Source organism: Nocardioides aurantiacus (genome assembly GCF_003752505.1).
Classification (GTDB): Bacteria; Actinomycetota; Actinomycetes; order Propionibacteriales; family Nocardioidaceae; genus Marmoricola; species Marmoricola aurantiacus.
In genome coordinates this window covers 3,246,516-3,266,815 of sequence record NZ_RKHO01000001.1, presented here as the reverse complement: position 1 = coordinate 3,266,815, position 20,300 = coordinate 3,246,516, and the positions used below count along the sequence as shown (strand labels likewise).

Annotated in this window: 21 protein-coding genes; 11 read left to right on the top strand and 10 right to left on the bottom strand. The window is 71.9% G+C overall.

Going from position 1 to position 20,300, the window contains the following annotated elements:
• Positions 1–7: 7 nt before the first annotated feature.
• The 3 genes from EDD33_RS15840 to EDD33_RS15830 all read left to right on the top strand — a co-directional run bounded on the left by EDD33_RS15840 (position 8) and on the right by EDD33_RS15830 (position 1,400).
• A complete protein-coding gene (locus tag EDD33_RS15840; RefSeq protein ID WP_123391956.1) occupies positions 8–595 on the top strand; it encodes a DUF6286 domain-containing protein in 588 nt (195 codons plus the stop codon).
• Positions 592–1,161: a hypothetical protein gene (locus tag EDD33_RS15835; RefSeq protein WP_123391955.1), complete on the top strand. Its 570-nt coding sequence runs from the start codon at positions 592–594 to the stop codon at positions 1,159–1,161. The genes EDD33_RS15840 and EDD33_RS15835 overlap by 4 nt, the downstream gene beginning before the upstream one ends.
• 65 nt (positions 1,162–1,226) lie before the next feature.
• Complete coding sequence (locus tag EDD33_RS15830; RefSeq protein ID WP_082534045.1) at positions 1,227–1,400, top strand: CsbD family protein; 174 nt, start codon at positions 1,227–1,229, stop codon at positions 1,398–1,400.
• A gap of 145 nt (positions 1,401–1,545) precedes the next feature.
• On the opposite strand, the gene trhA is transcribed toward EDD33_RS15830, so the two are convergent.
• Positions 1,546–2,283, bottom strand: a complete 738-nt coding sequence (gene trhA, locus EDD33_RS15825) for a PAQR family membrane homeostasis protein TrhA (RefSeq protein WP_123391954.1) — start codon at positions 2,281–2,283, stop codon at positions 1,546–1,548.
• 95 nt (positions 2,284–2,378) lie between these two features.
• Between trhA and EDD33_RS15820 the strand changes: the two genes are divergently transcribed.
• The 3 genes from EDD33_RS15820 (at position 2,379) to EDD33_RS15810 (ending at position 5,569) form a co-directional block, all read left to right on the top strand.
• Entirely contained in the window at positions 2,379–3,155 is a 777-nt protein-coding gene (locus EDD33_RS15820; RefSeq protein WP_123391952.1) for an isoprenyl transferase, read from the top strand.
• Between the two features lie 250 nt (positions 3,156–3,405).
• Positions 3,406–4,761, top strand: a complete 1,356-nt coding sequence (gene phoH2 / locus EDD33_RS15815; RefSeq protein WP_123391951.1) for an RNA 5'-3' helicase PhoH2 — start codon at positions 3,406–3,408, stop codon at positions 4,759–4,761.
• Between the two features lie 160 nt (positions 4,762–4,921).
• Positions 4,922–5,569, top strand: a complete 648-nt coding sequence (locus EDD33_RS15810; RefSeq protein ID WP_123391950.1) for an aggregation-promoting factor C-terminal-like domain-containing protein — start codon at positions 4,922–4,924, stop codon at positions 5,567–5,569.
• A gap of 27 nt (positions 5,570–5,596) precedes the next feature.
• On the opposite strand, the gene EDD33_RS15805 is transcribed toward EDD33_RS15810, so the two are convergent.
• Positions 5,597–7,018: a class II fumarate hydratase gene (locus EDD33_RS15805; RefSeq protein ID WP_123391949.1), complete on the bottom strand. Its 1,422-nt coding sequence runs from the start codon at positions 7,016–7,018 to the stop codon at positions 5,597–5,599.
• A 24-nt stretch (positions 7,019–7,042) separates the two neighbouring features.
• Positions 7,043–7,717, bottom strand: a complete 675-nt coding sequence (locus EDD33_RS15800; RefSeq protein WP_123393540.1) for a spermine/spermidine synthase domain-containing protein — start codon at positions 7,715–7,717, stop codon at positions 7,043–7,045.
• 160 nt (positions 7,718–7,877) lie between these two features.
• On the opposite strand from EDD33_RS15800, the gene EDD33_RS15795 reads away from it, so the two are divergent.
• Together EDD33_RS15795 and EDD33_RS15790 are read left to right on the top strand one after the other, a co-directional pair.
• The gene (locus EDD33_RS15795) at positions 7,878–8,831 is read left to right on the top strand and encodes a DUF559 domain-containing protein (protein ID WP_123391948.1); all 954 of its coding nucleotides are present in this window, start codon (positions 7,878–7,880) and stop codon (positions 8,829–8,831) included.
• Positions 8,832–9,137: 306 nt separating this feature from the next.
• Positions 9,138–9,371, top strand: coding sequence for a hypothetical protein (locus tag EDD33_RS15790; protein ID WP_123391946.1), 234 nt, complete (start codon positions 9,138–9,140; stop codon positions 9,369–9,371).
• Between the two features lie 24 nt (positions 9,372–9,395).
• On the opposite strand, the gene EDD33_RS15785 is transcribed toward EDD33_RS15790, so the two are convergent.
• A complete protein-coding gene (locus EDD33_RS15785) occupies positions 9,396–10,403 on the bottom strand; it encodes a LacI family DNA-binding transcriptional regulator (protein WP_123391945.1) in 1,008 nt (335 codons plus the stop codon).
• Positions 10,404–10,444: 41 nt separating this feature from the next.
• Here EDD33_RS15785 and EDD33_RS15780 point away from each other — a divergent pair, with 41 nt between their 5' ends.
• Positions 10,445–11,827, top strand: a complete 1,383-nt coding sequence (locus EDD33_RS15780) for a GH1 family beta-glucosidase (protein ID WP_123391944.1) — start codon at positions 10,445–10,447, stop codon at positions 11,825–11,827.
• On the opposite strand, the gene EDD33_RS15775 is transcribed toward EDD33_RS15780, so the two are convergent.
• The 3 genes from EDD33_RS15775 to EDD33_RS15765 form a co-directional block, all read right to left on the bottom strand.
• Positions 11,817–12,770 (bottom strand): carbohydrate ABC transporter permease, encoded by a 954-nt coding sequence (locus EDD33_RS15775; RefSeq protein ID WP_123391943.1) that lies wholly within the window; start codon positions 12,768–12,770, stop codon positions 11,817–11,819. The two genes, EDD33_RS15780 and EDD33_RS15775, sit on opposite strands and share 11 nt — an antisense overlap.
• Positions 12,767–13,729: a carbohydrate ABC transporter permease gene (locus EDD33_RS15770; RefSeq protein ID WP_123391942.1), complete on the bottom strand. Its 963-nt coding sequence runs from the start codon at positions 13,727–13,729 to the stop codon at positions 12,767–12,769. The genes EDD33_RS15775 and EDD33_RS15770 overlap by 4 nt, the downstream gene beginning before the upstream one ends.
• A 93-nt stretch (positions 13,730–13,822) precedes the next feature.
• A complete protein-coding gene (locus tag EDD33_RS15765; protein WP_123391940.1) occupies positions 13,823–15,202 on the bottom strand; it encodes an ABC transporter substrate-binding protein in 1,380 nt (459 codons plus the stop codon).
• A gap of 213 nt (positions 15,203–15,415) precedes the next feature.
• Between EDD33_RS15765 and EDD33_RS15760 the strand changes: the two genes are divergently transcribed.
• Entirely contained in the window at positions 15,416–16,498 is a 1,083-nt protein-coding gene (locus tag EDD33_RS15760; protein WP_123391939.1) for an ABC transporter ATP-binding protein, read from the top strand.
• Here the strand turns inward: EDD33_RS15760 and EDD33_RS15755 are convergent.
• Positions 16,488–17,438, bottom strand: coding sequence for an alpha/beta fold hydrolase (locus tag EDD33_RS15755; RefSeq protein WP_123391938.1), 951 nt, complete (start codon positions 17,436–17,438; stop codon positions 16,488–16,490). The two genes, EDD33_RS15760 and EDD33_RS15755, sit on opposite strands and share 11 nt — an antisense overlap.
• 75 nt (positions 17,439–17,513) lie before the next feature.
• On the opposite strand from EDD33_RS15755, the gene EDD33_RS15750 reads away from it, so the two are divergent.
• Complete coding sequence (locus EDD33_RS15750) at positions 17,514–18,377, top strand: alpha/beta fold hydrolase (RefSeq protein ID WP_123391937.1); 864 nt, start codon at positions 17,514–17,516, stop codon at positions 18,375–18,377.
• Here the strand turns inward: EDD33_RS15750 and EDD33_RS15745 are convergent.
• Together EDD33_RS15745 and glpX are read right to left on the bottom strand one after the other, a co-directional pair.
• Positions 18,310–19,224 (bottom strand): carbohydrate kinase family protein, encoded by a 915-nt coding sequence (locus tag EDD33_RS15745; protein WP_123391936.1) that lies wholly within the window; start codon positions 19,222–19,224, stop codon positions 18,310–18,312. The two genes, EDD33_RS15750 and EDD33_RS15745, sit on opposite strands and share 68 nt — an antisense overlap.
• Before the next feature lie 8 nt (positions 19,225–19,232).
• Positions 19,233–20,258: a class II fructose-bisphosphatase gene (glpX, locus tag EDD33_RS15740; protein ID WP_123391935.1), complete on the bottom strand. Its 1,026-nt coding sequence runs from the start codon at positions 20,256–20,258 to the stop codon at positions 19,233–19,235.
• Positions 20,259–20,300 lie beyond the last annotated feature (42 nt).

The following is a 20,300-nucleotide window of genomic DNA, read 5'->3' as shown; positions in this document are numbered from 1 at the left end:
TCTCGTCATGACCCAGTCCGCGAGCGAGACCCGCCCACCGGCGGACGACGCCCTGCGCGCGGCCAAGCCGCCCGTCGGGGTGGGCGCCTCGCCGCTCGTCGCCCAGCTCGTGGCGCTCGGCCTGATCGCCCTCGGCGCCGTCGGCGTCCAGGCGCTGCTGAGCAGCACCGGCGCGATCAGCCAGGCCCCGTGGACCACGAGTGCCGTCGACGCCGTCGACGGCACTCGCTCCGACACCCCGGTGGTCCTCGTCGTGGCGATCGTCGCGATCGTGCTCGGCCTGCTGGTCCTGCCGATCGCCTTCAAGCGTCGCCCCCGCAAGGCCATCGAGCTCGACGCCACGACCGGCGTGCGGCTGCGCACCGGCGACCTCTCCCGTGTCGCCGAGGCGGCGGTGGAGGGCACCGACGGCGTGACCGACGTGAGCGTCAAGGCCTCGCGTCGCAAGCTCCGCGTGGTCGCCACCAGCGTGGCCGCCAAGGACCGCGACGCCACCATCCGATCCGACATCGAGTCCCGGCTCCAGCCGACGCTGCACGCGCTGCAGCACGGCCCCCGGCTCTCGGTCTCCGTCCGCAACGAAGGAGTGTCATGACCTCCCGACGCACCCTGTTCGTCGACCGCGTCGCCACGCTGCTGCTCTCGCTGCTGCTGCTCGCGGGCGGAGCCGCCGCGGCGTACTGGTGGAGCGGGCGCAGCCCGTTCGGCGACCGGCTCGACCTCGCGGTCGTCCGCGACGCCGTGGAGGCCGCCTGGTTCCCGTGGGTCGCCGCGCTCGTCGGCATCGTGCTGGCGCTGCTCGGCCTGCGCTGGATCCTGGCCCACCTGGGTCGGCCCACGGTGTCCCGGCTGCACCTCTCCGGCTCAGGCTCCGGCGGCCGCCTGGACGTCAACGCGGGCCAGGTCGCCGGTGCCGCTGCCGACGCGCTGGCCGACACCATCGGTGTGCGCAGCGCCCGCGGCACGGTCGTGCGCGACCGCGGCCAGCTGGTCGCCCGCCTCACCGCGACCATCGAGCCCGACGCCGACCTCGGCGTCGTCGCGCGGCAGGCCGACCTCGTGTCGGCCCAGCTGCGCGAGGTGCTCGACCGGGACGACGTGCGCTGCAGCGTCGAGCTCCGGGTCGCCGCTCGCAGCCGCGGACTCGTCCGCGCCCACTGACCACACGTTCGATCCCGGACGTTTGGGGAACGCACCAACCAACACCCGACACGAGAGGAACCATCATGGGACTCGCCGACAAGGCCAAGAACACCGCTGAAGACCTCAAGGGCAAGGCCAAGGAGGCGCTGGGCGACGCCAAGAACGACGACCAGCTCAAGGCCGAGGGCAAGGCCGACCAGACGAAGGCCTCTACCAAGCAGGCCGGCGAGAACGTGAAGGACGCCTTCAAGGGCTGACCTCCACCTCGCAGCGCCGCCCCGTCCCCGGTTCGCCGGAGGCGGGGCGTCGTGCTGCCGGGAGGTTCTCGGTGCGCGTGGTGTGCGGCCGCTCCCGACGGTGACGGCGTGCCGCGCACCGACCAGCGGGAGCGGGGCGACGCCCTCAGCGCAGGGAGTACGTCGCGATGCTGGCCGCCACGTAGTGGCAGACGAAGGCCGCGATCGTGAGGGTGTGGAAGACCTCGTGGAAGCCGAACCAGGTGGGGAAGGGGTCGGGCTTCTTCAGGCCGTAGACCAGGCCCCCCACCGTGTAGAGCCCGCCGCCGACGACGAGCAGGGTGGTGACGGCGGGACCGCCGGAGCCGAGGTCGCCGGCGTAGAAGATCGCCACCCAGCCCAGCGCGACGTAGATCGGGGTGTAGATCCAGCGCGGCGCGTGGCTCCAGAAGATCCGGAACAGCACGCCCAGGACCGCGCCGGTCCACACGATGGCGAGCAGCGCGGTGCGCTCGGGGTCCTCCAGGAGGATCAGCGTGAAGGGCGTGTAGGAGCCCGCGATCAGCAGGAAGATGTTGGAGTGGTCGAAGCGCCGCAGGAAGGCCATCGCGCGGGGTGACCAGGTGCCGCGGTGGTAGATCGCGGAGACCGCGAACAGCAGCAGCGCGGTGCCGGCGAAGATCGCCGAGCCGACGCGGGTGGTGACGGTCGGCGAGAGCACCAGCAGCACGATGCCGGCCGCGAGCGCCAGGGGAGCGGTGCCGGCGTGCAGCCAGCCGCGCAGCTTGGGCTTGACGTCCTCGGCGACGTCGCGGACCTTGTCGCGGACCTGCTCGGCGGCCTCGTGGCCGCGCTCGCTCACGCGGTCGCGGGCTCGGTCGGGCAGCGGTCGGTCAGGGGCCATGCCCGAAGCGTACGGAGCCGGAGCGCCCCGAGGCACGCCTTCGGCGGGCGCTGAGGTCGACCTCACACGGCCTCGCGACGAGTACAGTCGCAGCCGTGGCGGCGTGGAAGCAGGGTCTGCGGCGGGTGCTGTACCCGGCCTACGAGGCACGGGTCGTGCGCCGCCTCCCGCCCGAGCGCATCCCGCACCACGTCGGGGTGATGCTCGACGGCAACCGTCGCTGGGCCCGGTCGGTGGGTGCCGACACCGCCCACGGGCACCGCGCCGGTGCCGCCAACATCGAGCCGCTGCTCGGGTGGTGCGAGGAGATCGGCGTCGAGGTGGTCACGCTGTGGCTGCTGTCCACCGACAACCTCAACCGCCCCGACGAGGAGCTCACGGACCTCCTCGGCATCATCGGCGACGTCGTGGAGTCGCTCGCCGCGCAGGGTCGCTGGCGGATCAACCCCGTGGGCGCGCTCGACCTGCTGCCCTCCCCGGTCGCCGAGCGGCTCAAGGCCGCCGCCGAGTCCACCCGCGAGGTCGACGGCATCTGGGTCAACGTCGCCGTGGGCTACGGCGGGCGCCGCGAGATCGCCGACGCCGTGCGCTCGCTGCTCCACGAGCACGCCGGCCGTGGCACCACGCTGGAGGAGCTCGCCGAGGTGATCGACGTCGAGCACATCGCCGAGCACCTCTACACCAAGGGCCAGCCCGACCCCGACCTCGTGATCCGCACCAGCGGCGAGCAGCGCCTGGGCGGGTTCCTGCTGTGGCAGAGCGCGCAGAGCGAGTTCTACTTCTGCGAGGCCTACTGGCCCGACTTCCGCAAGGTCGACTTCCTCCGTGCCGTCCGGGCGTACGCCGCCCGCGAGCGCCGCTTCGGCTCCTGAGCGGCGTCACACGACGTTCACGCCGCGTACGGGCGTGTCGTCCACGACCGCTCGTCGGCCCGGCCTACCTTCAGGTCAATCGGCTGTGGGGAAGCAGTCCGATGCCAGGAGGGCGACCATCTTCGTGATGATCCACGACGACAGCAGCACCGGGAACCGGCACTCCGGTCCCCGGCGCCCCACCCGGTCCGAGCAGCTCTACTAACGGACCGGGGCGCTGAGTGCGCGCGTCGGTCACCTAGGGGAAACCGTGGCACCAGCACAGCGCACCTCTGTCCAGCAGCAGGCTCCCGAGGGCGGGCCGGTCGACTCCCGTCGCACCTACGTCCTCGACACGTCGGTGCTCCTCGCCGACCCGAAGGCCATCTCCCGGTTCGCCGAGCACGAGGTCGTGCTCCCGGTGGTGGTGATCACCGAGCTCGAGGCCAAGCGGCACCACCCCGAGCTCGGCTACTTCGCCCGCTCGGCGCTGCGGGGGCTCGACGAGCTCCGCGTCGCGAACGGCCGGCTCGACCAGCCCGTCGCGGTGGGGGAGGACGGCGGCAGCCTCCGCGTCGAGCTCAACCACACCGATGCCACGTCGCTGCCCTCGGGCTTCCGGCTGGGCGACAACGACACCCGGATCCTGGCCGTGGCCCGCAACCTGGCCGACGAGGGCCACGTCGTGACCCTGGTCAGCAAGGACCTGCCGATGCGGATCAAGGCCTCGGCGGTGGGCCTCGACGCGGAGGAGTACCGCGGCGAGCAGATCCACGAGTCCGACGCCGGCTGGACCGGGATGGCCGAGCTGGAGGTGTCCGGCGCCGACCTCGACGAGCTGTACGACGACCAGGTGATCGACCTCGACGAGGCCCGCGACCTGCCCTGCCACACCGGGCTGGTGCTGGTCTCCGAGCGCGGCAGCGCGCTGGGGCGGGTCAAGGCCGACAAGCAGGTGCACCTGGTGCGCGGCGACCGCGAGGCGTTCGGCATCCACGGCCGTTCGGCGGAGCAGCGGATCGCGCTCGACCTGCTGCTCGACCCCGAGGTCGGCATCGTCTCCCTCGGCGGTCGCGCCGGCACCGGCAAGTCGGCGCTCGCGCTGTGCGCCGGCCTGGAGACGGTGCTCGAGCGGCGCCAGCACAAGAAGGTGGTCGTCTTCCGCCCGCTGTTCGCGGTGGGCGGCCAGGAGCTCGGCTACCTGCCCGGCAACGAGTCGGAGAAGATGTCGCCCTGGGGCCAGGCGGTCTTCGACACCCTCGGCGCGATCACCACCCCCGACGTCGTCGACGAGGTGCTCGACCGGGGGATGCTCGAGGTGCTCCCGCTGACCCACATCCGGGGCCGCTCGCTCCACGACGCCTTCGTCATCGTCGACGAGGCGCAGTCGCTGGAGCGCAACGTGCTGCTGACCGTGCTCTCGCGGATGGGCGCCAACTCCAAGGTGGTGCTGACCCACGACGTGGCGCAGCGCGACAACCTCCGGGTGGGCCGTCACGACGGCGTCGTGGCGGTCGTCGACCGGCTCAAGGGGCACCCGCTGTTCGCCCACACCACCCTCACCCGGTCCGAGCGCTCGCCCATCGCGGCCCTCGTGACCGAGATGCTGGAGCACGTCACGATGTAGCGAGGACCACACGCCCGGGCGGGTCGTTCGACTTGCAACCACCCGTCCGGGCGTGCTTCGGTGAAGGTGTCTTCCCCCTGCGCTCCACCCCCTTCTCGGGTGGGTTCGTCCCCGATGGCGGAGCGCGGTTGACGTTGTCGCCAACCGATGGGCCCCACCTGTGTCGCACCACCACCACGCCAAGCACCGCAGCCTGCCCGTGCACGACGGCCACCGCCGTCGCGCGCTGCGGCGTACGACGTTGCTGTCCTCGGTCGCGCTCGGCGCGACCGGCCTGGTCGTCGCCGCCGGCGTGCTGAGCGGCTCCGCCCCCGGTGACGGGGCCGCCGCCGCGCTCGCGCGCCCGGCCGCCACGGCCGGTGACCTCAGCGCGGACGAGCTCGCCGAGCGCGAGCGCGACGTCTCGCGCTCCGACGACGAGCGTCGCCCGGTCGCCGACCGGTCCAAGACCCGCGACCTCGCGAGCGCCGCGGGCCGTGCCAGCACCGGCACCCGGGACCTCGCGAAGGCCGACCCCAAGGTGCTCGCCCGCAGGCTGATGCCGGAGTACGGCATCAGCGCCTCGGAGTTCGGCTGCCTGGACAGCCTGTGGTCCGGGGAGTCGGAGTGGAGCACCACGGCGGACAACCCGACGTCCTCGGCGTACGGCATCCCGCAGGCGCTGCCCGGCTCCAAGATGGCCTCGGCCGGACCCGACTGGGCGACCAACCCCGAGACGCAGATCCGCTGGGGCCTGGGCTACATCCGCGACCGCTACGGCACGGCCTGCAGCGCGGAGTCCTTCAAGCAGGGCAACGGCTGGTACTGAGCCCGCCGCCCTGCCGGGGGCCCGGGATCAGACCCGCGGGCTGGTCATGGCCGCGACGTCGAGGGCGTCGTCGAGCTCGGCCTGCGTGAGCTCGCCGCGCTCGACGTAGCCCATCTCGAGCACCTGCTCGCGGATGGTGCGACCCTCCTTGAGCGCCGCCTTGGCGACCTTGGAGGCCGCCTCGTAGCCGATGTGCTTGTTGAGCGGGGTGACCACCGACGGGGAGGACTCGGCGTACGCCCGGCAGCGCTCGACGTCGGCCTCGATGCCGTCGACGCAGCGCTCGGCGAGCACCGGGGCGACGTTGCCGAGCAGCCGCAGCGACTCGAGCAGGTTGCGGGCCATCACGGGCAGCATCACGTTGAGCTCGAACGAGCCGCTGGCGCCGGCGTGGGCCACGGTGGCGTCGTTGCCGATGACCTGGGCGCACACCATCAGGGTCGCCTCGGGCAGCACCGGGTTGACCTTGCCCGGCATGATGCTCGACCCCGGCTGCAGGTCGGGCAGCCGGATCTCGGCGAGGCCGGTGGTGGGGCCCGAGCTCATCCAGCGCAGGTCGTTGCAGATCTTGGTCAGGCCGACGGCGATGGTCCGCAGCTGGCCCGAGAGCTCGACCAGGGCGTCCTGCGAGCCCTGCGCCTCGAAGTGGTTGCGGGCCTCGGTGAACGGCAGCCCGGTCTCGGCGGCGATGTCGGCGATGACCTTCTCGGCGAAGCCGGGCGGGGTGTTGATGCCGGTGCCGACCGCGGTGCCGCCCAGCGGCAGCTCGGCCACGCGGGTCAGCGAGGACTCGACGCGCTCGATGCCGTAGCGCACGATCGCGGCGTACCCGCCGAACTCCTGACCGAGCATCACCGGGGTGGCGTCCATCAGGTGGGTGCGACCCGACTTCACGACCTCGGCGAACTCGGTGGCCTTGGCCTCCAGCGAGCTCGCCAGCCGGTCGAGCGCGGGCACGAGGTGGTGGGCGGCCGACTCGACGGCGGCGACATGGATCGAGGTCGGGAAGGTGTCGTTGCTGGACTGGCTGGCGTTGACGTGGTCGTTGGGGTGGACCTCGACGCCCGCGCGGCCGGCGATCGAGGCGAGCACCTCGTTCATGTTCATGTTGGAGCTGGTGCCCGAGCCGGTCTGGAAGACGTCGATCGGGAACTCGCCGAAGTGCTGTCCGGCGATGACGGCGTCGGCGGCGGTGGTGATCGCCTCGGCCTGCTCGCCCGAGATGATGCCCAGCTCGGCGTTGACCCGGGCGGCCGACTTCTTCACCCGCGCGATGGCGACGAGGTGGGAGTCCTCCAGGGTGCTGCCGCTGATTGGGAAGTTCTCGACCGCCCGCTGGGTCTGCGCCCGCCACAGGGCGTCGCGGGGGACCTCGATGTCGCCCATGCTGTCGTGCTCGGTGCGGGTGGGGGTGCCGCTCGCGTTGCCGGTCGTCGTCTCGCCGTTCATGGCACGGACGCTATCGCGTGCGGGTCAGGCGCGACGGGCGGCGTAGAGGTAGTAGGACTCCTCGCGGCCCTGCAGGTCGACGTCCAGCGCCTGCTCGGTGCAGTCGCCGAACACCGTCCGCAGCGTCGCCTGCAGCGCGGGCGACCGGTCGGCGGACCACACCACCAGCACGCCGCCGGGGTCGAGCAGCGCGTGCACCTCGGTGAGGAACGGGGCGTCGTACACCTCGGCGTTGGCGTCGTGCACGAGGTAGCCCGGCCCGTTGTCGACGTCGAGCAGCACCAGGTCGTAGGTCCGGGTCGCCTCGGCGACCGCCGTCACCAGGTCGGCCGTCACCAGCTGCACCCGCCGGTCGGCCAGCACGGCCGGGCCGTGCGGCACGGTGCCGTCGCGCATCCACCCGACCAGCGCCTCCTCGACCTCGACGACGGCCACCCGCTCGACCCGGGGGTCGGCCAGCAGGCGCTGGACCGTGAAGCCGAGCCCCAGCCCACCGACGACCACGTCGCGGGGGTCCTCGACCAGCGCCAGCGCGTTCGCCGCGAGCGCCTCCTCGGTCGAGGTCTCCTGGGTGTCCATCACGAACACCCCGTTGACGCGCAGCTCCAGCACGTCGGCCGCGTGCTCCGACCTACGCCTGCGCAGGACGACCTCGCCCCGCTCGGACTCCGCCCGCGCCACCTCGGTGTACTCGGTCATGGGGGGCTCCTGGTGGGTGCTGTGGTGCGTCATACGAGCTGGTCGTCCGGACCGCCGCACTGTATGACGTCCTGCGGCGGAGCCATCCGCACCTCCGTGGTCGTCCACAGGTCGCGGCCGGGGGCTTTCGCGGCAGGGCCGGCTGCGGCACGGTGCGGCGGTGGAGATCTCGGAGGTACGCCGCCGACGGCGTCGACTGGCGCTCGAGCTGGCCGACCGGCAGGGCGGGGTGCTCTGCCGAACCCAGCTGTACGCCGCCGGGTTCAGCCGGGGTGAGGTGCGCGCGCAGCTGCGGGCCGAGCGGTGGCAGTCCGTCGGGCGCCACTGCGTCGCCGTCCACACCGGGCCGTTGACCGACCTGGCGCGGCTGTGGTCGGCAGTCCTGGAGGGCGGCCCGCGCGCCGTGCTCGACGGCGACTCGTCGCTGGTCGCGGCCGGGTTGTCCCGCTACGACCCGGGGCGCATCCGCGTCTCGGTGCCACGCGGCGCCCGCGTCCGGCACCGCGGCACCTCGGTCGACATCCGGCAGACACGGCGCTGGGACGCGGGCGACGTCGAGCCGGGCTCGTCCCCGCCGCGCACCCGGACCGCCGTGGCGGCCGTGCGCGCCGGTCTGTGGGCGCGCACCGAGCGACAGGCCACGCTGGTGGTGACGATGGCCGTGCAGCAGCGGCTGGTCACGCCCGAGGAGCTGGCGGCCGAGCTGCTGCGGATCCGGCGTGCTCGGCGCCGGGCCCTGCTCGGCGGGCTGGTGCTCGAGCTGGCCGGCGGTGCCGGGTCGCTCGGCGAGCTCGACGTGCTCCGCGCGTTGCGGGGGCGGGGGCTGCCCGAGCCCGACCAGCAGGTGCTGCGGCGTACGTCCTCGGGGAGCTACTACCTCGACTTCCGCTGGGTCCGGTGGGGGCTGGTGCTCGAGATCGACGGGGTGCAGCACGGCTGGGTGGAGAACGTCGTGGCCGACGCCGTGAGGCACAACGCCGTCGCGATGGACGGCGACGTGGTGCTGCGCCTCCCGGTGCTCGGCCTCCGTCTGGTGCCCGAGCTGTTCCTCGACCAGGTGGAGGAGGCGCTGCGTCGCGCGGGCTGGAGCGACGGGGGCGCAGTCGCCTCCTGAGCCGTCCGTCCCACCGGTGCGTCATACGAGGTGGTCGTCGGGGCAGGCGCTCCGCATGACGTCCGCCCGTGCGTCGTACGACGGGGTCGTGGGGGCGACGAGGTCGCATGACGCTCTGCGTGGGCGACCACCCCGTATGACGCAGCGATGCGTCATACGCCGGGGTCGTCGGGGCGACCACCTCGTATGACGTCCCTGGAGGCGTCCTGCGGCATGGTCGTGGGGGGCGACGAGGACGTACGACGCCCCGGGGCGGCGAGGGGCGGGTGGGTACCGTCGGGACCACACGACGAACGAGGAGAGCACGTGAGCGAGCAGGAGTCCGGCGGTCAGGTCTCCGAGGTGGACAACCTCGGTGACGGCAGCGACATCCAGCCCGACCAGTCGGTGGCGGGCAAGCCCGACGACGACGGTGTCCAGGAGGGCCGGCAGGGGCCCAACGCCCGCACCGGCGCCCGCGCCGAGGACCACCGCAACGAGGACTACACCCGCGACGGCGAGGCCCGCGACCCGAAGGTCGACCGCGACCTCGACGCCTGAGGGACCGCCCGCACCCGCGGGGGGTCAGGCAGGCGCCGGACCGGTGCTGCCCCGCACCACGAGCTCGGCGTCGAGCACGACGTGGGCCGGTGGGGAGGGGCTGCCGTCGAGCAGCCCGAGGAGCTGCTGGGCCGCCGTGCGGCCCTGCTCGACGACGGGCTGACGCACGGTCGTGAGGTCGAGGTGCTCGGCCATCTCGTGGTCGTCGACCCCGATCACCGACAGCTCGTCGGGCACGCGCACGCCTCGGTCGCGCGCCGCCCGCAGGACCCCGATCGCCATCTCGTCCGAGGCGCAGTAGACCGCGGTCGGACGGTCGGCCAGCGCGAGCAGCTGGTGCCCCGCGGCCAGGCCCCCGGTGACGGTGAACCCGCCGACGACGTCGAGGCAGGGGTCGCGGTCGAGGCCGAGGTCGGCGACCGTGTCGAGGTAGCCGCGGTGGCGGGCCCTCGGGGTCGCGAAGTCGAGCGCCTCCTCCGGCGACCCGCCGACGTAGGCGATGCGCCGGTGCCCGAGCTCGGTGAGGTGGTGCAGCGCGGTGCGGGACACCTCGTGGTCGTCGATGCGCACGCTGGGCCACAGCGGCACGTGGGCGCCGACGAGGACGACGCAGGCGTCGTGCCCGGTCAGCCACTGCTGCTCCTGCTCGTTGGGCTGGAGGCCGAGGATCATCAGGGCGTCGGCCCGCTTGCTGAGCTGGTGGGTCTCGAGCACCCGGTGCCGCGCCTCGGCGGATCCGGCCAGGTTGAACAGCATCAGGTCGTAGCCGCGCTCGCTCAGGACCTGCTCGGCGCCGTGGATGACGGCGGCGAAGAACCACCGGGTCACGTAGGGCACGACGACGGCCACGGTGCGGGTGCGCCCGGTGGCCAGGCCCGCGGCGGTGCGTGAGGCGACGTACCCCAGCCGGGTGGCGGCCTCCTCGACCAGGCGCCGGTTGGCCAGCGACACGCCGGGCTGACCGCGGAGGGCACGCGAGACCGTGGCGGTGGAGAGTCCGACCTCGGTCGCGACGTCCTTGATCCCGGTCATCGCGAGCCCCTGCTGCTCTCGCGCCCACTAGGTTCGTGGGCATGACGACCGGACTGCCTGCCGCCGGAGGGTTCGCCCTCGGAGCCGCCACCGCTGCCTACCAGATCGAGGGCGCCACGACCGAGGACGGCCGGGGGGCGTCGATCTGGGACACCTTCACCGCTCGCCCCGGCGCGGTGCGGGACGGCTCCGACGGGTCGACGGCCTGCGACTCCTACCACCGCTCCGAGGAGGACCTCGACCTCGTGCGAGGGCTCGGCGTGGAGTTCTACCGCTTCTCGATCGCCTGGCCGCGGGTCCTGCCCGAGGGACGCGGCCGCGTCGAGGGACGGGGCCTGGACTACTACGACCGCCTCGTCGACGCGATGCTCGAGCGCGGCCTGGCACCCAGCGCGACGCTGTTCCACTGGGACCTGCCGCAGGCCCTGGAGGACGAGGGCGGGTGGCTGGTGCGCAGCACGCCCGAGGCCTTCGCGGAGTACGCCGACGTGGTCGGCGAGCGGCTCGGTGACCGCGTGGGTCTGTGGGCCACCCACAACGAGCCCTGGTGTGCCGCCTACCTGGGGTACGCCGCCGGCGTGCACGCGCCGGGTCGTCGCGAGGGTGCCGCCGGCCACCGTGCGGCCCACCACCTCAACCTCGCCCACGGGCTGGCCGTGGAACGGCTGCGCACCCACACCTCCGGCGACGTGGGGGTCGTGCTCAACCTGGCGCCGATCCGTCCGGAGCGGGACGAGGCGCGCGAGCTCGCCGCGGGCATCGACGCCATCCGCAACGCGGTCTGGCTCGACCCCCTGGTCGACGGGGAGTACGGCGAGGCGCTGCTGCGCGTCGCACCCGAGCTCGCCGACCCCGAGCTCGTCCGCGACGGCGACCTCGCGAAGGTGCGGGGCTCGGTGGACTGGATCGGGGTCAACTACTACACCCCGGTCCGACCCGACGTGCCCGGACCCGACGGCGTCCCCCACCCCGAGGGCGGGGCCTACCCGGGCGTCGCGCCGTTCGACCTCGTGGTGCGCGAGCCGGTCACCGACATCGGCTGGGAGATCGACGCGACCGGACTGACCGAGGTCCTCACCGACACCCACCGCGGCACCGGCGTGCCGCTCGTGGTGACCGAGAACGGCGCGGCGATGGCCGACGACCGCGTCGAGGACGGGGTGGTGGTGGACGAGGACCGGATCGACTACCTGCGGGACCACACCGCCGCCGTCGTGCAGGCGCGTCGCGAGGGGGCCGACGTGCGCGGCTACTTCGTGTGGACGCTGCTCGACAACTTCGAGTGGGCCGAGGGCTACACCAAGACCTTCGGGCTGGTCCACGTCGACCCGGACGACCAGACCCGGACGCCCAAGGCGTCCTACCGGTGGCTGGCCGCCGAGGCGGCCGGCCTCCGGGAGGCGGCTCGGGCCGTCAGCCCTTGACACTTCCGGCCAGCAGACCCCGGACGAAGTAGCGCTGCCCGGCCAGGAAGACGATGAGCGGGACGATGAGCGAGACGAACGCGCCGGCGCTGAGCAGGTGCCAGTCCTCGCCGCGCTGGCCCGCCAGCGCGGCGAGCCGCACCGTCAGCGGGGAGACGTCGAGGTTGCCTCCGGCGAAGACCAGCGCCACCAGCAGGTCGTTCCAGACCCACAGGAACTGGAAGATGCCGAACGCCGCGATGGCGGGGGTCAGCAGCGGCAGCATGATGCGCGTGAAGATCTGCACGTGGCCGGCGCCGTCGACCCGGGCCGACTCGATCAGCTCGCGCGGGACCTCGCGCATGAAGTTGTGCATGAGGTAGATCGCCAGCGGCAGCGCGAAGATCGAGTGCGAGAGCCACACCGTCCAGAAGCCGCCGCCCACCGCGTTGGCGCCGGCCAGCTGGGGGAGGCCCAGCGGCGGCTGCACGTAGAGCTTGAGCAGCGGGATCATCGTCACCTGGATCGGCACGATCTGGAGCGCGAAGACGGCGACGAACAGGGCGTGCCGCCCCTTGAAGTCCATCCAGGCGAAGGCGTACGCCGCGAGCGTGGCGAGGCTGATCGGGATCAGGACCGAGGGGATCGTGATCACGAACGAGTTCACGAAGTAGGTCGCGAGGTCGACGTCGGAGCCGGTGATGACGGCCTTGTAGTTGTCGAGCGTGAACGAGGGGTTGGCGAAGGCGTTCCACCAGCCGTTGGTCTTGACCTCGCCCTCCGGGCGGAAGGAGGAGACCAGCAGGCCGAAGGTGGGAATCGTCCACAGCACGGCGATGGCCAGCGCGACACCCGAGCCGATGCGGCTGGTCAGCGTGCTGTGGGCCGCGGCGGCCGCGCTCTTGGGCGGGCCCGTGGGCTCCTCGACCTGGGCCGGAGCGATGGTGGGCGTGGTCGTGGTCATCGGGACTCCAGCTTGCGCATCTGGCGGATGTTGTAGACGACGATGGGGAGCACCAGCACGAAGATGAGCGTGCCGAGGGCGGCCCCCAGTCCTTGCTGGAAGGCGCGGAAGCTCTGCGTGTAGAACTCGTTGGCCAGGACGCTGGTGCCGAAGTTGCCACCCGTGCTCGTGCGCACGATGTCGAAGACCTTCAGCGTGGCGATGCTGATCGTGGTGAGCACGACGATCAGCGCCGGCCGGATGCTCGGGATGGTGATGAAGCGGAACATCTTCAGCGAGCTCGCCCCGTCGAGGCGTGCGGCCTCGTTGATCTCGTCGGGGATCGCCTTGATGGACGCGGAGAGCAGCGTCATCGCGAAGCCGGCCTGCACCCAGATGAAGATGACGATGAGGAACAGCGTGTTCCACGGCTCGGTCAGCAGGAAGCGGTAGGTGTCGACCCCGAGCGACTTCAGGATCGCGTTGAGGATGCCGAGCTGGTCCTGCTCGGTGGCCTTGTAGTCGTAGACGAACTTCCAGATGATCGAGGCGCCGACCAGGGAGATCGCCATCGGCAGGAAGAGCAGCGTCTTCGCGAAGCGCTCGAAGCGGGCCTTGTCGATCAGCACGGCGTACACCAGGCCGATCGCGGTCGCGAGCACCGGCGTGAGGATGACCCAGATCGCGGTGTTGCGCAGCACCTGCAGCTGCGAGTCGTCGGTGAAGATCGCCCGGTAGTTCTCGAGCCCGACGAACTCGGTCAGGGCGCGGTTCTTGAAGGACTGGATGATCGTGGTGACGGCCGGGTAGAGCAGGCCCACCGCGACGAGGAGCAGCGAGGGCCCCACGAAGGCGGCGATCTGCACGCGCTCGCCGTTGCGCGAGCGCAGTCTCTGGGTCAGCAGCAGGATCGCGCCCATCACGCCGAAGAAGAGCAGGACGGCGAAGACGAGGTTGAGGAGCTTCTCTGGGGTGGACATGGCCGCTCCGGGAGTCGTGGGGGAGGGAGGGGAGGGGGGACCGGGCCGCGACGCGTACGCCGCGGCCCGGTCCTCACCCAGGGGTGGTGCGGGTCAGGAGGAGGGCCAGGACTTCTCGATGTTCTCGAGAGTCGTGGCGTCGTCCTGACCGGTGATCCAGGCCGTCATCTGCTTCCAGAAGGAGTCGGCGCCCACGGCGCCGGGCATCTGGTCCGAGCCGTCGAAGCGGAACACGGCCTCGGGGTCCTGGAACGTCTCCGCCGACAGCTTGTCGATGGGGCTGCTCAGGTTGGCGATGTCGAGCCCGGTGTTGGCGCTGACCCAGCCGCCGCCCGGCGTGGCCTTGGCCTTCTCGTTGGCCCACGTGTCGGTGGAGAGGTAGGTCTGGAAGGCCTGGACCTCGGGACGGTCCGCGAACGCGGCGACGAACTCGCCGCCACCGAGCACGGGCTGGCCGAACTCCTCGCTCACGGTGGGCAGGTAGAAGGCGAAGACGTCACCGTTCTCCGAGACGTCGGTGCCCTCCGGCCACTGGGCGGCGTAGAAGCTCGCCTGGCGGTGCAGGCCGCAGTCGCCCTTGAGGATCGGCAGGCCGGCCTCCTGGAACGCCGTGGTGGCGATCGACTTCACGTCACCGATGCCGCCGTTGACCATGTCGTCGTTCTTGAGGATCTCGCCGACCCGCTTCAGGGCGGACTCGACCTGCGGGTCGTCGAACGGGATCTCGTGGTTGACCCACTGGTCGTAGACGTCGGGGCCGACCTCGCGGAGCATCGAGTCCTCGAGCCAGTCGGTGGTCACCCAGCCGGTCGCGTCGCCGGACTCGATGCCGGCGCACCAGGGCTTGACGTCCTGGGCGGCCATGTCCTCGGAGAGGGTCATCATCTCGTCCCAGGTGGTCGGCACCTCCCAGCCGTTCTCCTCGAACATCTTCGGCGAGTACCAGACGAAGGACTTCACGTTGGCGCCGAGGGGCGCCGCGTAGAACTTGTCGTCGACGGAGCCGTAGGCCTTCCAGTCCTCGCCCCAGAACTCGTCGACGTTCTTGCCGACGCCCTCGGGTGCCTCGACGACCTGGCCGGTGTCCTGCACCAGGGTCTTGAGCAGGCCGGGCTGCGGGATGTAGGCGATGTCGGGGGCGTTGCCGCCCTGGACGCGGACGTTGAGCTGCGCCTCGAACTCCGAGGAGCCCTCGTACTTGATGCTGGCGCCGGTGCAGTCCTCGAACAGCTTGTAGCTGGCCTTCTGTGCCTTGTCCTCGGGCGCGATGATCGAGGTGTAGACGCTGACCGACTTGCCGGACAGGTCGCCGAAGGACGTCAGCCCCTCGCACTCCGCCTTGCCCTCGCCGGGGGAGGTGCCGCCGGCGGACGCGCCGTCGCCGTCACCCCCGCCACAGGCCGACAGCACGACGGCCGCGGTGGTGAGCCCGGCGAATGCCGCCAGACCCCGCGATCTCCTGGTTGCTCGCATCGAAAGTCTCCATCTGGTCGACAGCCCCTGGGTGGGCCGAACGGTTGACTAGCGCCCGATGAAAGCGTTTACGCCCAGTCCGCGTCAAGGCCTTGGCGTCACGAACTTGTAACGGGGGTCACATCTGGACGAAAACGCTTGCTCGTCCTACCGTGACCGGCACCACTTCACGACGGATCGTCCGGCACGTACCTGCCGGTGAAGGAGAAGAGCATGGCCACCATCAGCTTCAAGCAGGCTCAGCGCTGGTATCCAGGTGCTGACAAACCAGCCGTTCCGGGCATCGACCTCGACATCGAGGACGGCGAGTTCATGGTCCTCGTCGGGCCCTCGGGCTGCGGCAAGTCCACGACCCTCCGCATGCTGGCTGGTCTAGAGGAGGTGAACAGCGGCCAGATCTTCATCGGCGACAAGGAGGTCACCAAGCTGCCGCCGAAGGACCGCGACATCGCGATGGTGTTCCAGAACTACGCGCTGTACCCCCACATGACGGTGGCCGACAACATGGCCTTCGCGCTCAAGATGGCGAAGATGAAGCCCGAGGAGCGGCGCAAGCGCGTCGAGGAGGCCGCCCGGATCCTCAACCTCACCGAGTACCTCGAGCGCAAGCCCAAGGCCCTCTCCGGTGGTCAGCGCCAGCGCGTGGCGATGGGTCGGGCGATCGTCCGCAACCCGCAGGTCTTCTGCATGGACGAGCCGCTGTCCAACCTCGACGCCAAGATGCGCGTGCAGACCCGCACCGACATCGCCAAGCTGCAGACAGACCTCGGCGTCACCACCGTCTACGTCACCCACGACCAGGTCGAGGCCATGACCATGGGCGACCGCGTCGCGGTCATGAAGGACGGCTACCTGCAGCAGGTCGACACCCCGCTCAACCTCTACGACCGGCCCGTCAACCTGTTCGTGGCCGGCTTCATCGGCTCACCGCAGATGAACCTCATGGGCGCGACCGCCAAGGACGGCCGAGCCGTCGTGGGCGACTACGCCGTGCCGGTCGACGAGACCGCCTCGCGCAAGATGAGCGGCGACGTCGTCGTCGGTGTCCGGCCCGAGGCCTGGCGCCTCGTGGGCCCCGAGGACGGTGGCCTGCCGGTGACGGTGACGGTCGTCGAGGAGCTCGGCTCCGACGCGTTCGTCTACGGCACCAGCGGTGTCGAGGGTGCCCCCAGCAACATCATCGTCCGCGTCTCGGCGCGCGACTCGGTGCACAAGGGCGACACCATCCACGTCACCACCGACCCCAAGAGCGTCCACGTCTTCGACGCGGAGTCCGGGGACCGGCTCAGCGACTGACGTCGTCGGCGGACCGGGTGCCCTGCGTCGCAGGCGCCCGGTCCGCCGTACGCCGCACCAGGTCGGCGAACGTGTCGAACAGCTGGGGCGGCAGGTCGTGTCCCATCCCCTCGACCACCAGCAGCTCGGCGCCCGGGACCGCCCGCGCGGTGGCCCGCCCGCCCGAGACGTGCACCATCTTGTCGGCGCTGCCGTGCAGCACCGCCACCGGCATCGTGAGCCGCCGCAGCGACCTGCTCCGGTCGGGCTGGCTCACGATCGCCAGCATCTGCCGCATCACCCCGGAGGTCGAGACGCCCCGGTCGAAGGTCTCCGCGGCGCGCTCGCGCAGCCGCTCCTCGGACACGGGGAAGTGCGGCGAGCCGATGAGGTTCCACATCTTGGCCGAGGTGTCGGCGTACGCCTCCTTGCCGCTGCCACGCGGCGAGAGCAGCATCGGCAGCAGCGAGGGGTGCTGCCAGCCGACGGTGCGCCGGCCCAACGTCGACATCACCGAGGTCATCGAGCGCACCCGGCCGGGGTGCTCGACGGCGAGGGTCTGCACGATCATGCCGCCCATCGAGACGCCGACGACGTGCGCGGAGTCCCAGCCGAGGTGGTCCATCAGCCCGACGGCGTCACCGGCCATGTCCGAGACCGTGTACGGCGCCCGCACCGGCCGACCGAGGAAGGCCTGCACCAGCTGGCCGCGGCCGACGCGTCCCTTGATGCGGCTGGAGCGGCCGGTGTCGCGGTTGTCGTAGCGGACCACGTGGAAGCCCTCGCGGGCGAGCTGCTCGCACAGCTCGTCGTCCCACCAGTTCATCGGGCCGCCCAGGCCCATCACCAGCAGCAGCGGGTCGTCGTCGGGCGAGCCGAAGGTCTGGTAGCACAGCTCGACCCCGGGGGAGACCGGCGCGAGCAGCTCCTGCGAGACCGGGACGTCGGCATTGCCAGTCATCGTTCCTCTTTTCCCTCATGCCGGATTGTGGGCGATTTCGACCACGTGACAGATCACTCACGCTACCGTCCGAGAATGAGCTCACCACTCGGTTCGTTCCTGGTCCCCGACGGTTTCGGCGGTCCCTCCGGGGTCCGGGCGCTCGCCCGTGAGGCGAGCACCGTGACCGAGGCGGCGCGCCTGCTGCGTCGTACCCGCACGGACCGGAGGGCACGTTCGGTCCTGCCGTACGCCGGTCCGCACCGGGTCAGCGCCCACGACCCCGTCGTGCTCGTGCCCGGCTTCATGGCCGGCGACTCGACGCTGCGGGCGATGTCGGCGTTCCTGCGCCGGGAGGGGTTCCGCACCTACCGCTCGCAGATCCACGTCAACGTCGGCTGCACCCGCGAGGCCGGCGACCGGCTCGAGCAGCGGCTCGAGGCGATCGCGGTCAAGCGCGGTCGCAAGGTGACGATCGTGGGCCACAGCCTCGGCGGCATGCTCGCCCGCGGGGTGGCCGCCCGTCGACCGGACCTCGTCGAGGGCATCGTGGCGCTCGGGTCGCCGGTGCTCGCCCCCGGTGCGGTCCACCGGCTGCTGGCGTGGGACGCCCGGCTGCTGGCGCGGCTCAGCACGGCCGGGCTGCGTGGCCTGATGAGCGCGGACTGCTTCGGCGGCGAGTGCGCCCGTGCGAGCTGGGAGGAGAGCCGGATGCTGCTCGACCCCGCGGTGGCGTTCACGGCCGTCTACTCACGCCGCGACGGCATCGTGGACTACCGCGCCTGCCTGGACCCCGCGGCGCGCCACGTGGAGGTGACCACCAGCCACTGCGGCATGGCGGTCGACCCCGTGGTCATGGACCACGTGCTGACCGCGCTGCGGGCCCAGCAGGTCAGCCGGGCCAACCTCCTGGCAGCTCCGATCGACGAGGTGGGTTCGCGCCGCGTCGCTCACAGGTGATCGCGGCGACCTCGATCGCACCCGCCACGAGACGGCGCAGCGCCGCCTCGTCGGTCGGCAGGTCCCCGGCGTGGTGGTCGTAGGCGTCGAGGTCGGAGAGCTGGGCCAGGGTGGCGGCCATGAAGGCGTCGCCCGCCCCGACGGTGTCCACGACGTCGACCGGCCGGCCGGCGACGGAGTGCTCCCCCTCGGCGCTGAAGGCGGTGGCCCCGGCCGCGCCGCGGGTGAGCAGCACCAGCCGCGTGCGGGCGCCGGTCAGCAGCTCGCGGGCGACGTCGTCGACGTCGGACCCGGGGTCGAGCAGGTCGGCGTCCTCGTCGCTGAGCTTGACCAGGGTGCAGCGCGAGCCGAGCTCCCGCACGGCCTCCCAGACCCGGGCACGGTCGTCGACGAAGGTCTCGCGCAGGTTGGCGTCCAGGCTCACGAACAGGTCCCGGGCGACGGCCTGGTCGACGAGGTCGGAGACCGCGTCGCGGCCGGGCTCGAGCAGCGTGCCGAGCGACCCGACGTGCAGCGCCTGGCAGGGCGGCAGCTCCTGGGCGGGCAGCGACCACTCCAGGTCGAAGTCGTAGGCCGCGGCACCGCCGGCGTCGAGCCGGGCGGTGGCGACCGACGTACGGCCCGAGGTGGTGGGGACGGCCACGATCTCGGCGCCGCTCGCGGTCACGTGGGCGACCACCGCGCCGCCGCGCTCGTCGTGCCCGACCTGGGTGATCAGGGTGGCGTCGACGTCGAGCCGGGCCAGCCCGACCGCCACGTTGAGGGGGGACCCGCCCGGGGTCTCGGAGGTGTCGCCGTCGGGGTCCACCACGACGTCGACGAGCGCTTCACCAGCGACGACGATCACGACGCGCCCTACCGGCCGAAGTCGACGTCGGCGTAGGCACTGAGCTTGGAGAGCCGGTGCTCGGACTTGATGGAGCGGATCGTGCCGCTGCGCGAGCGCATCACCAGCGAGTGCGTCGTCGCGCCGCCGGCGACGTAGCGGACCCCCTGCATCAGCTCGCCGTCGGTGATGCCGGTGGCGACGAAGAAGCAGTCGTCGCCGCTGACCAGGTCGTCGGTGAGGAGCACCCGGTCGAGGTCGTGGCCGGCGTCGACGGCCCGCTCCCGCTCGGCGTCGTCGGTCGGCCACAGCCGGCCCTGGATGACGCCGTCGAGGCACTTCATCGCGCAGGCGGCGATGATGCCCTCGGGCGTGCCGCCGATCCCGAGCAGCAGGTCGATGCCGGTGCCCTCGCGGGCGGCCATGATGGCGCCGGCGACGTCGCCGTCGGTGATGAACTTGATGCGGGCGCCGGTCTCGCGGATCTCCTGGGCGAGGCCCTCGTGACGGGGGCGGTCGAGCAGCACCACGGTCACGTCGCCGGGCTTGGTGCCCTTGGCCTTGGCCACCTGGTGGACGTTCTCCGCGACGGGGTAGCGGATGTCGACCACGTCGGCCGCGGCGGCCCCGGTGACCAGCTTTTCCATGTAGAACACCGCGGAGGGGTCGTACATCGAGCCGCGGGGCGAGACCGCCAGCACCGAGACGGCGTTGGCCATGCCCTTCGCGGTCAGCGTGGTGCCGTCGATCGGGTCGACCGCGACGTCGACCTCCGGGCCGTCGCCGGTGCCGACCTCCTCGCCGTTGAACAGCATCGGGGCGTCGTCCTTCTCGCCCTCGCCGATCACGACGGTGCCGCGCATGCTGACGGTCGAGACCAGCACCCGCATCGCGTTGACCGCGACCCCGTCGGCGCCGTTCTTGTCGCCCTTGCCGACCCACCGGCCGGCGGCCATCGCGGCGGCCTCGGTGACGCGGACGAGCTCGAGGGCGAGGTTGCGGTCGGGGTAGGTCGGGGCGACGGTCAGGGCGTCGGGCAGCTGGCTGTCGGACATGGTGGTGATCGTAGCCTCAGGCGAGGTTGGCAGGATGGGGCT

What these genes read in the sequence shown, in the direction of transcription:
- EDD33_RS15775 (WP_123391943.1), bottom strand. Translation starts at nt 12,770, where the DNA reads ATGACCACGACCACGCCCACCATCGCTCCGGCCCAGGTCGAGGAGCCC.
- glpX (WP_123391935.1), bottom strand. Translation starts at nt 20,258, where the DNA reads ATGTCCGACAGCCAGCTGCCCGACGCCCTGACCGTCGCCCCGACCTAC.
- EDD33_RS15805 (WP_123391949.1), bottom strand. Translation starts at nt 7,018, where the DNA reads ATGAACGGCGAGACGACGACCGGCAACGCGAGCGGCACCCCCACCCGC.
- trhA (WP_123391954.1), bottom strand. Translation starts at nt 2,283, where the DNA reads ATGGCCCCTGACCGACCGCTGCCCGACCGAGCCCGCGACCGCGTGAGC.
- EDD33_RS15785 (WP_123391945.1), bottom strand. Translation starts at nt 10,403, where the DNA reads ATGACCGGGATCAAGGACGTCGCGACCGAGGTCGGACTCTCCACCGCC.
- EDD33_RS15835 (WP_123391955.1), top strand. Translation starts at nt 592, where the DNA reads ATGACCTCCCGACGCACCCTGTTCGTCGACCGCGTCGCCACGCTGCTG.
- EDD33_RS15765 (WP_123391940.1), bottom strand. Translation starts at nt 15,202, where the DNA reads ATGCGAGCAACCAGGAGATCGCGGGGTCTGGCGGCATTCGCCGGGCTC.
- EDD33_RS15770 (WP_123391942.1), bottom strand. Translation starts at nt 13,729, where the DNA reads ATGTCCACCCCAGAGAAGCTCCTCAACCTCGTCTTCGCCGTCCTGCTC.
- EDD33_RS15800 (WP_123393540.1), bottom strand. Translation starts at nt 7,717, where the DNA reads ATGACCGAGTACACCGAGGTGGCGCGGGCGGAGTCCGAGCGGGGCGAG.
- EDD33_RS15840 (WP_123391956.1), top strand. Translation starts at nt 8, where the DNA reads ATGACCCAGTCCGCGAGCGAGACCCGCCCACCGGCGGACGACGCCCTG.
- EDD33_RS15830 (WP_082534045.1), top strand. Translation starts at nt 1,227, where the DNA reads ATGGGACTCGCCGACAAGGCCAAGAACACCGCTGAAGACCTCAAGGGC.
- EDD33_RS15750 (WP_123391937.1), top strand. Translation starts at nt 17,514, where the DNA reads ATGAGCTCACCACTCGGTTCGTTCCTGGTCCCCGACGGTTTCGGCGGT.
- EDD33_RS15760 (WP_123391939.1), top strand. Translation starts at nt 15,416, where the DNA reads ATGGCCACCATCAGCTTCAAGCAGGCTCAGCGCTGGTATCCAGGTGCT.
- EDD33_RS15755 (WP_123391938.1), bottom strand. Translation starts at nt 17,438, where the DNA reads ATGACTGGCAATGCCGACGTCCCGGTCTCGCAGGAGCTGCTCGCGCCG.
- EDD33_RS15780 (WP_123391944.1), top strand. Translation starts at nt 10,445, where the DNA reads ATGACGACCGGACTGCCTGCCGCCGGAGGGTTCGCCCTCGGAGCCGCC.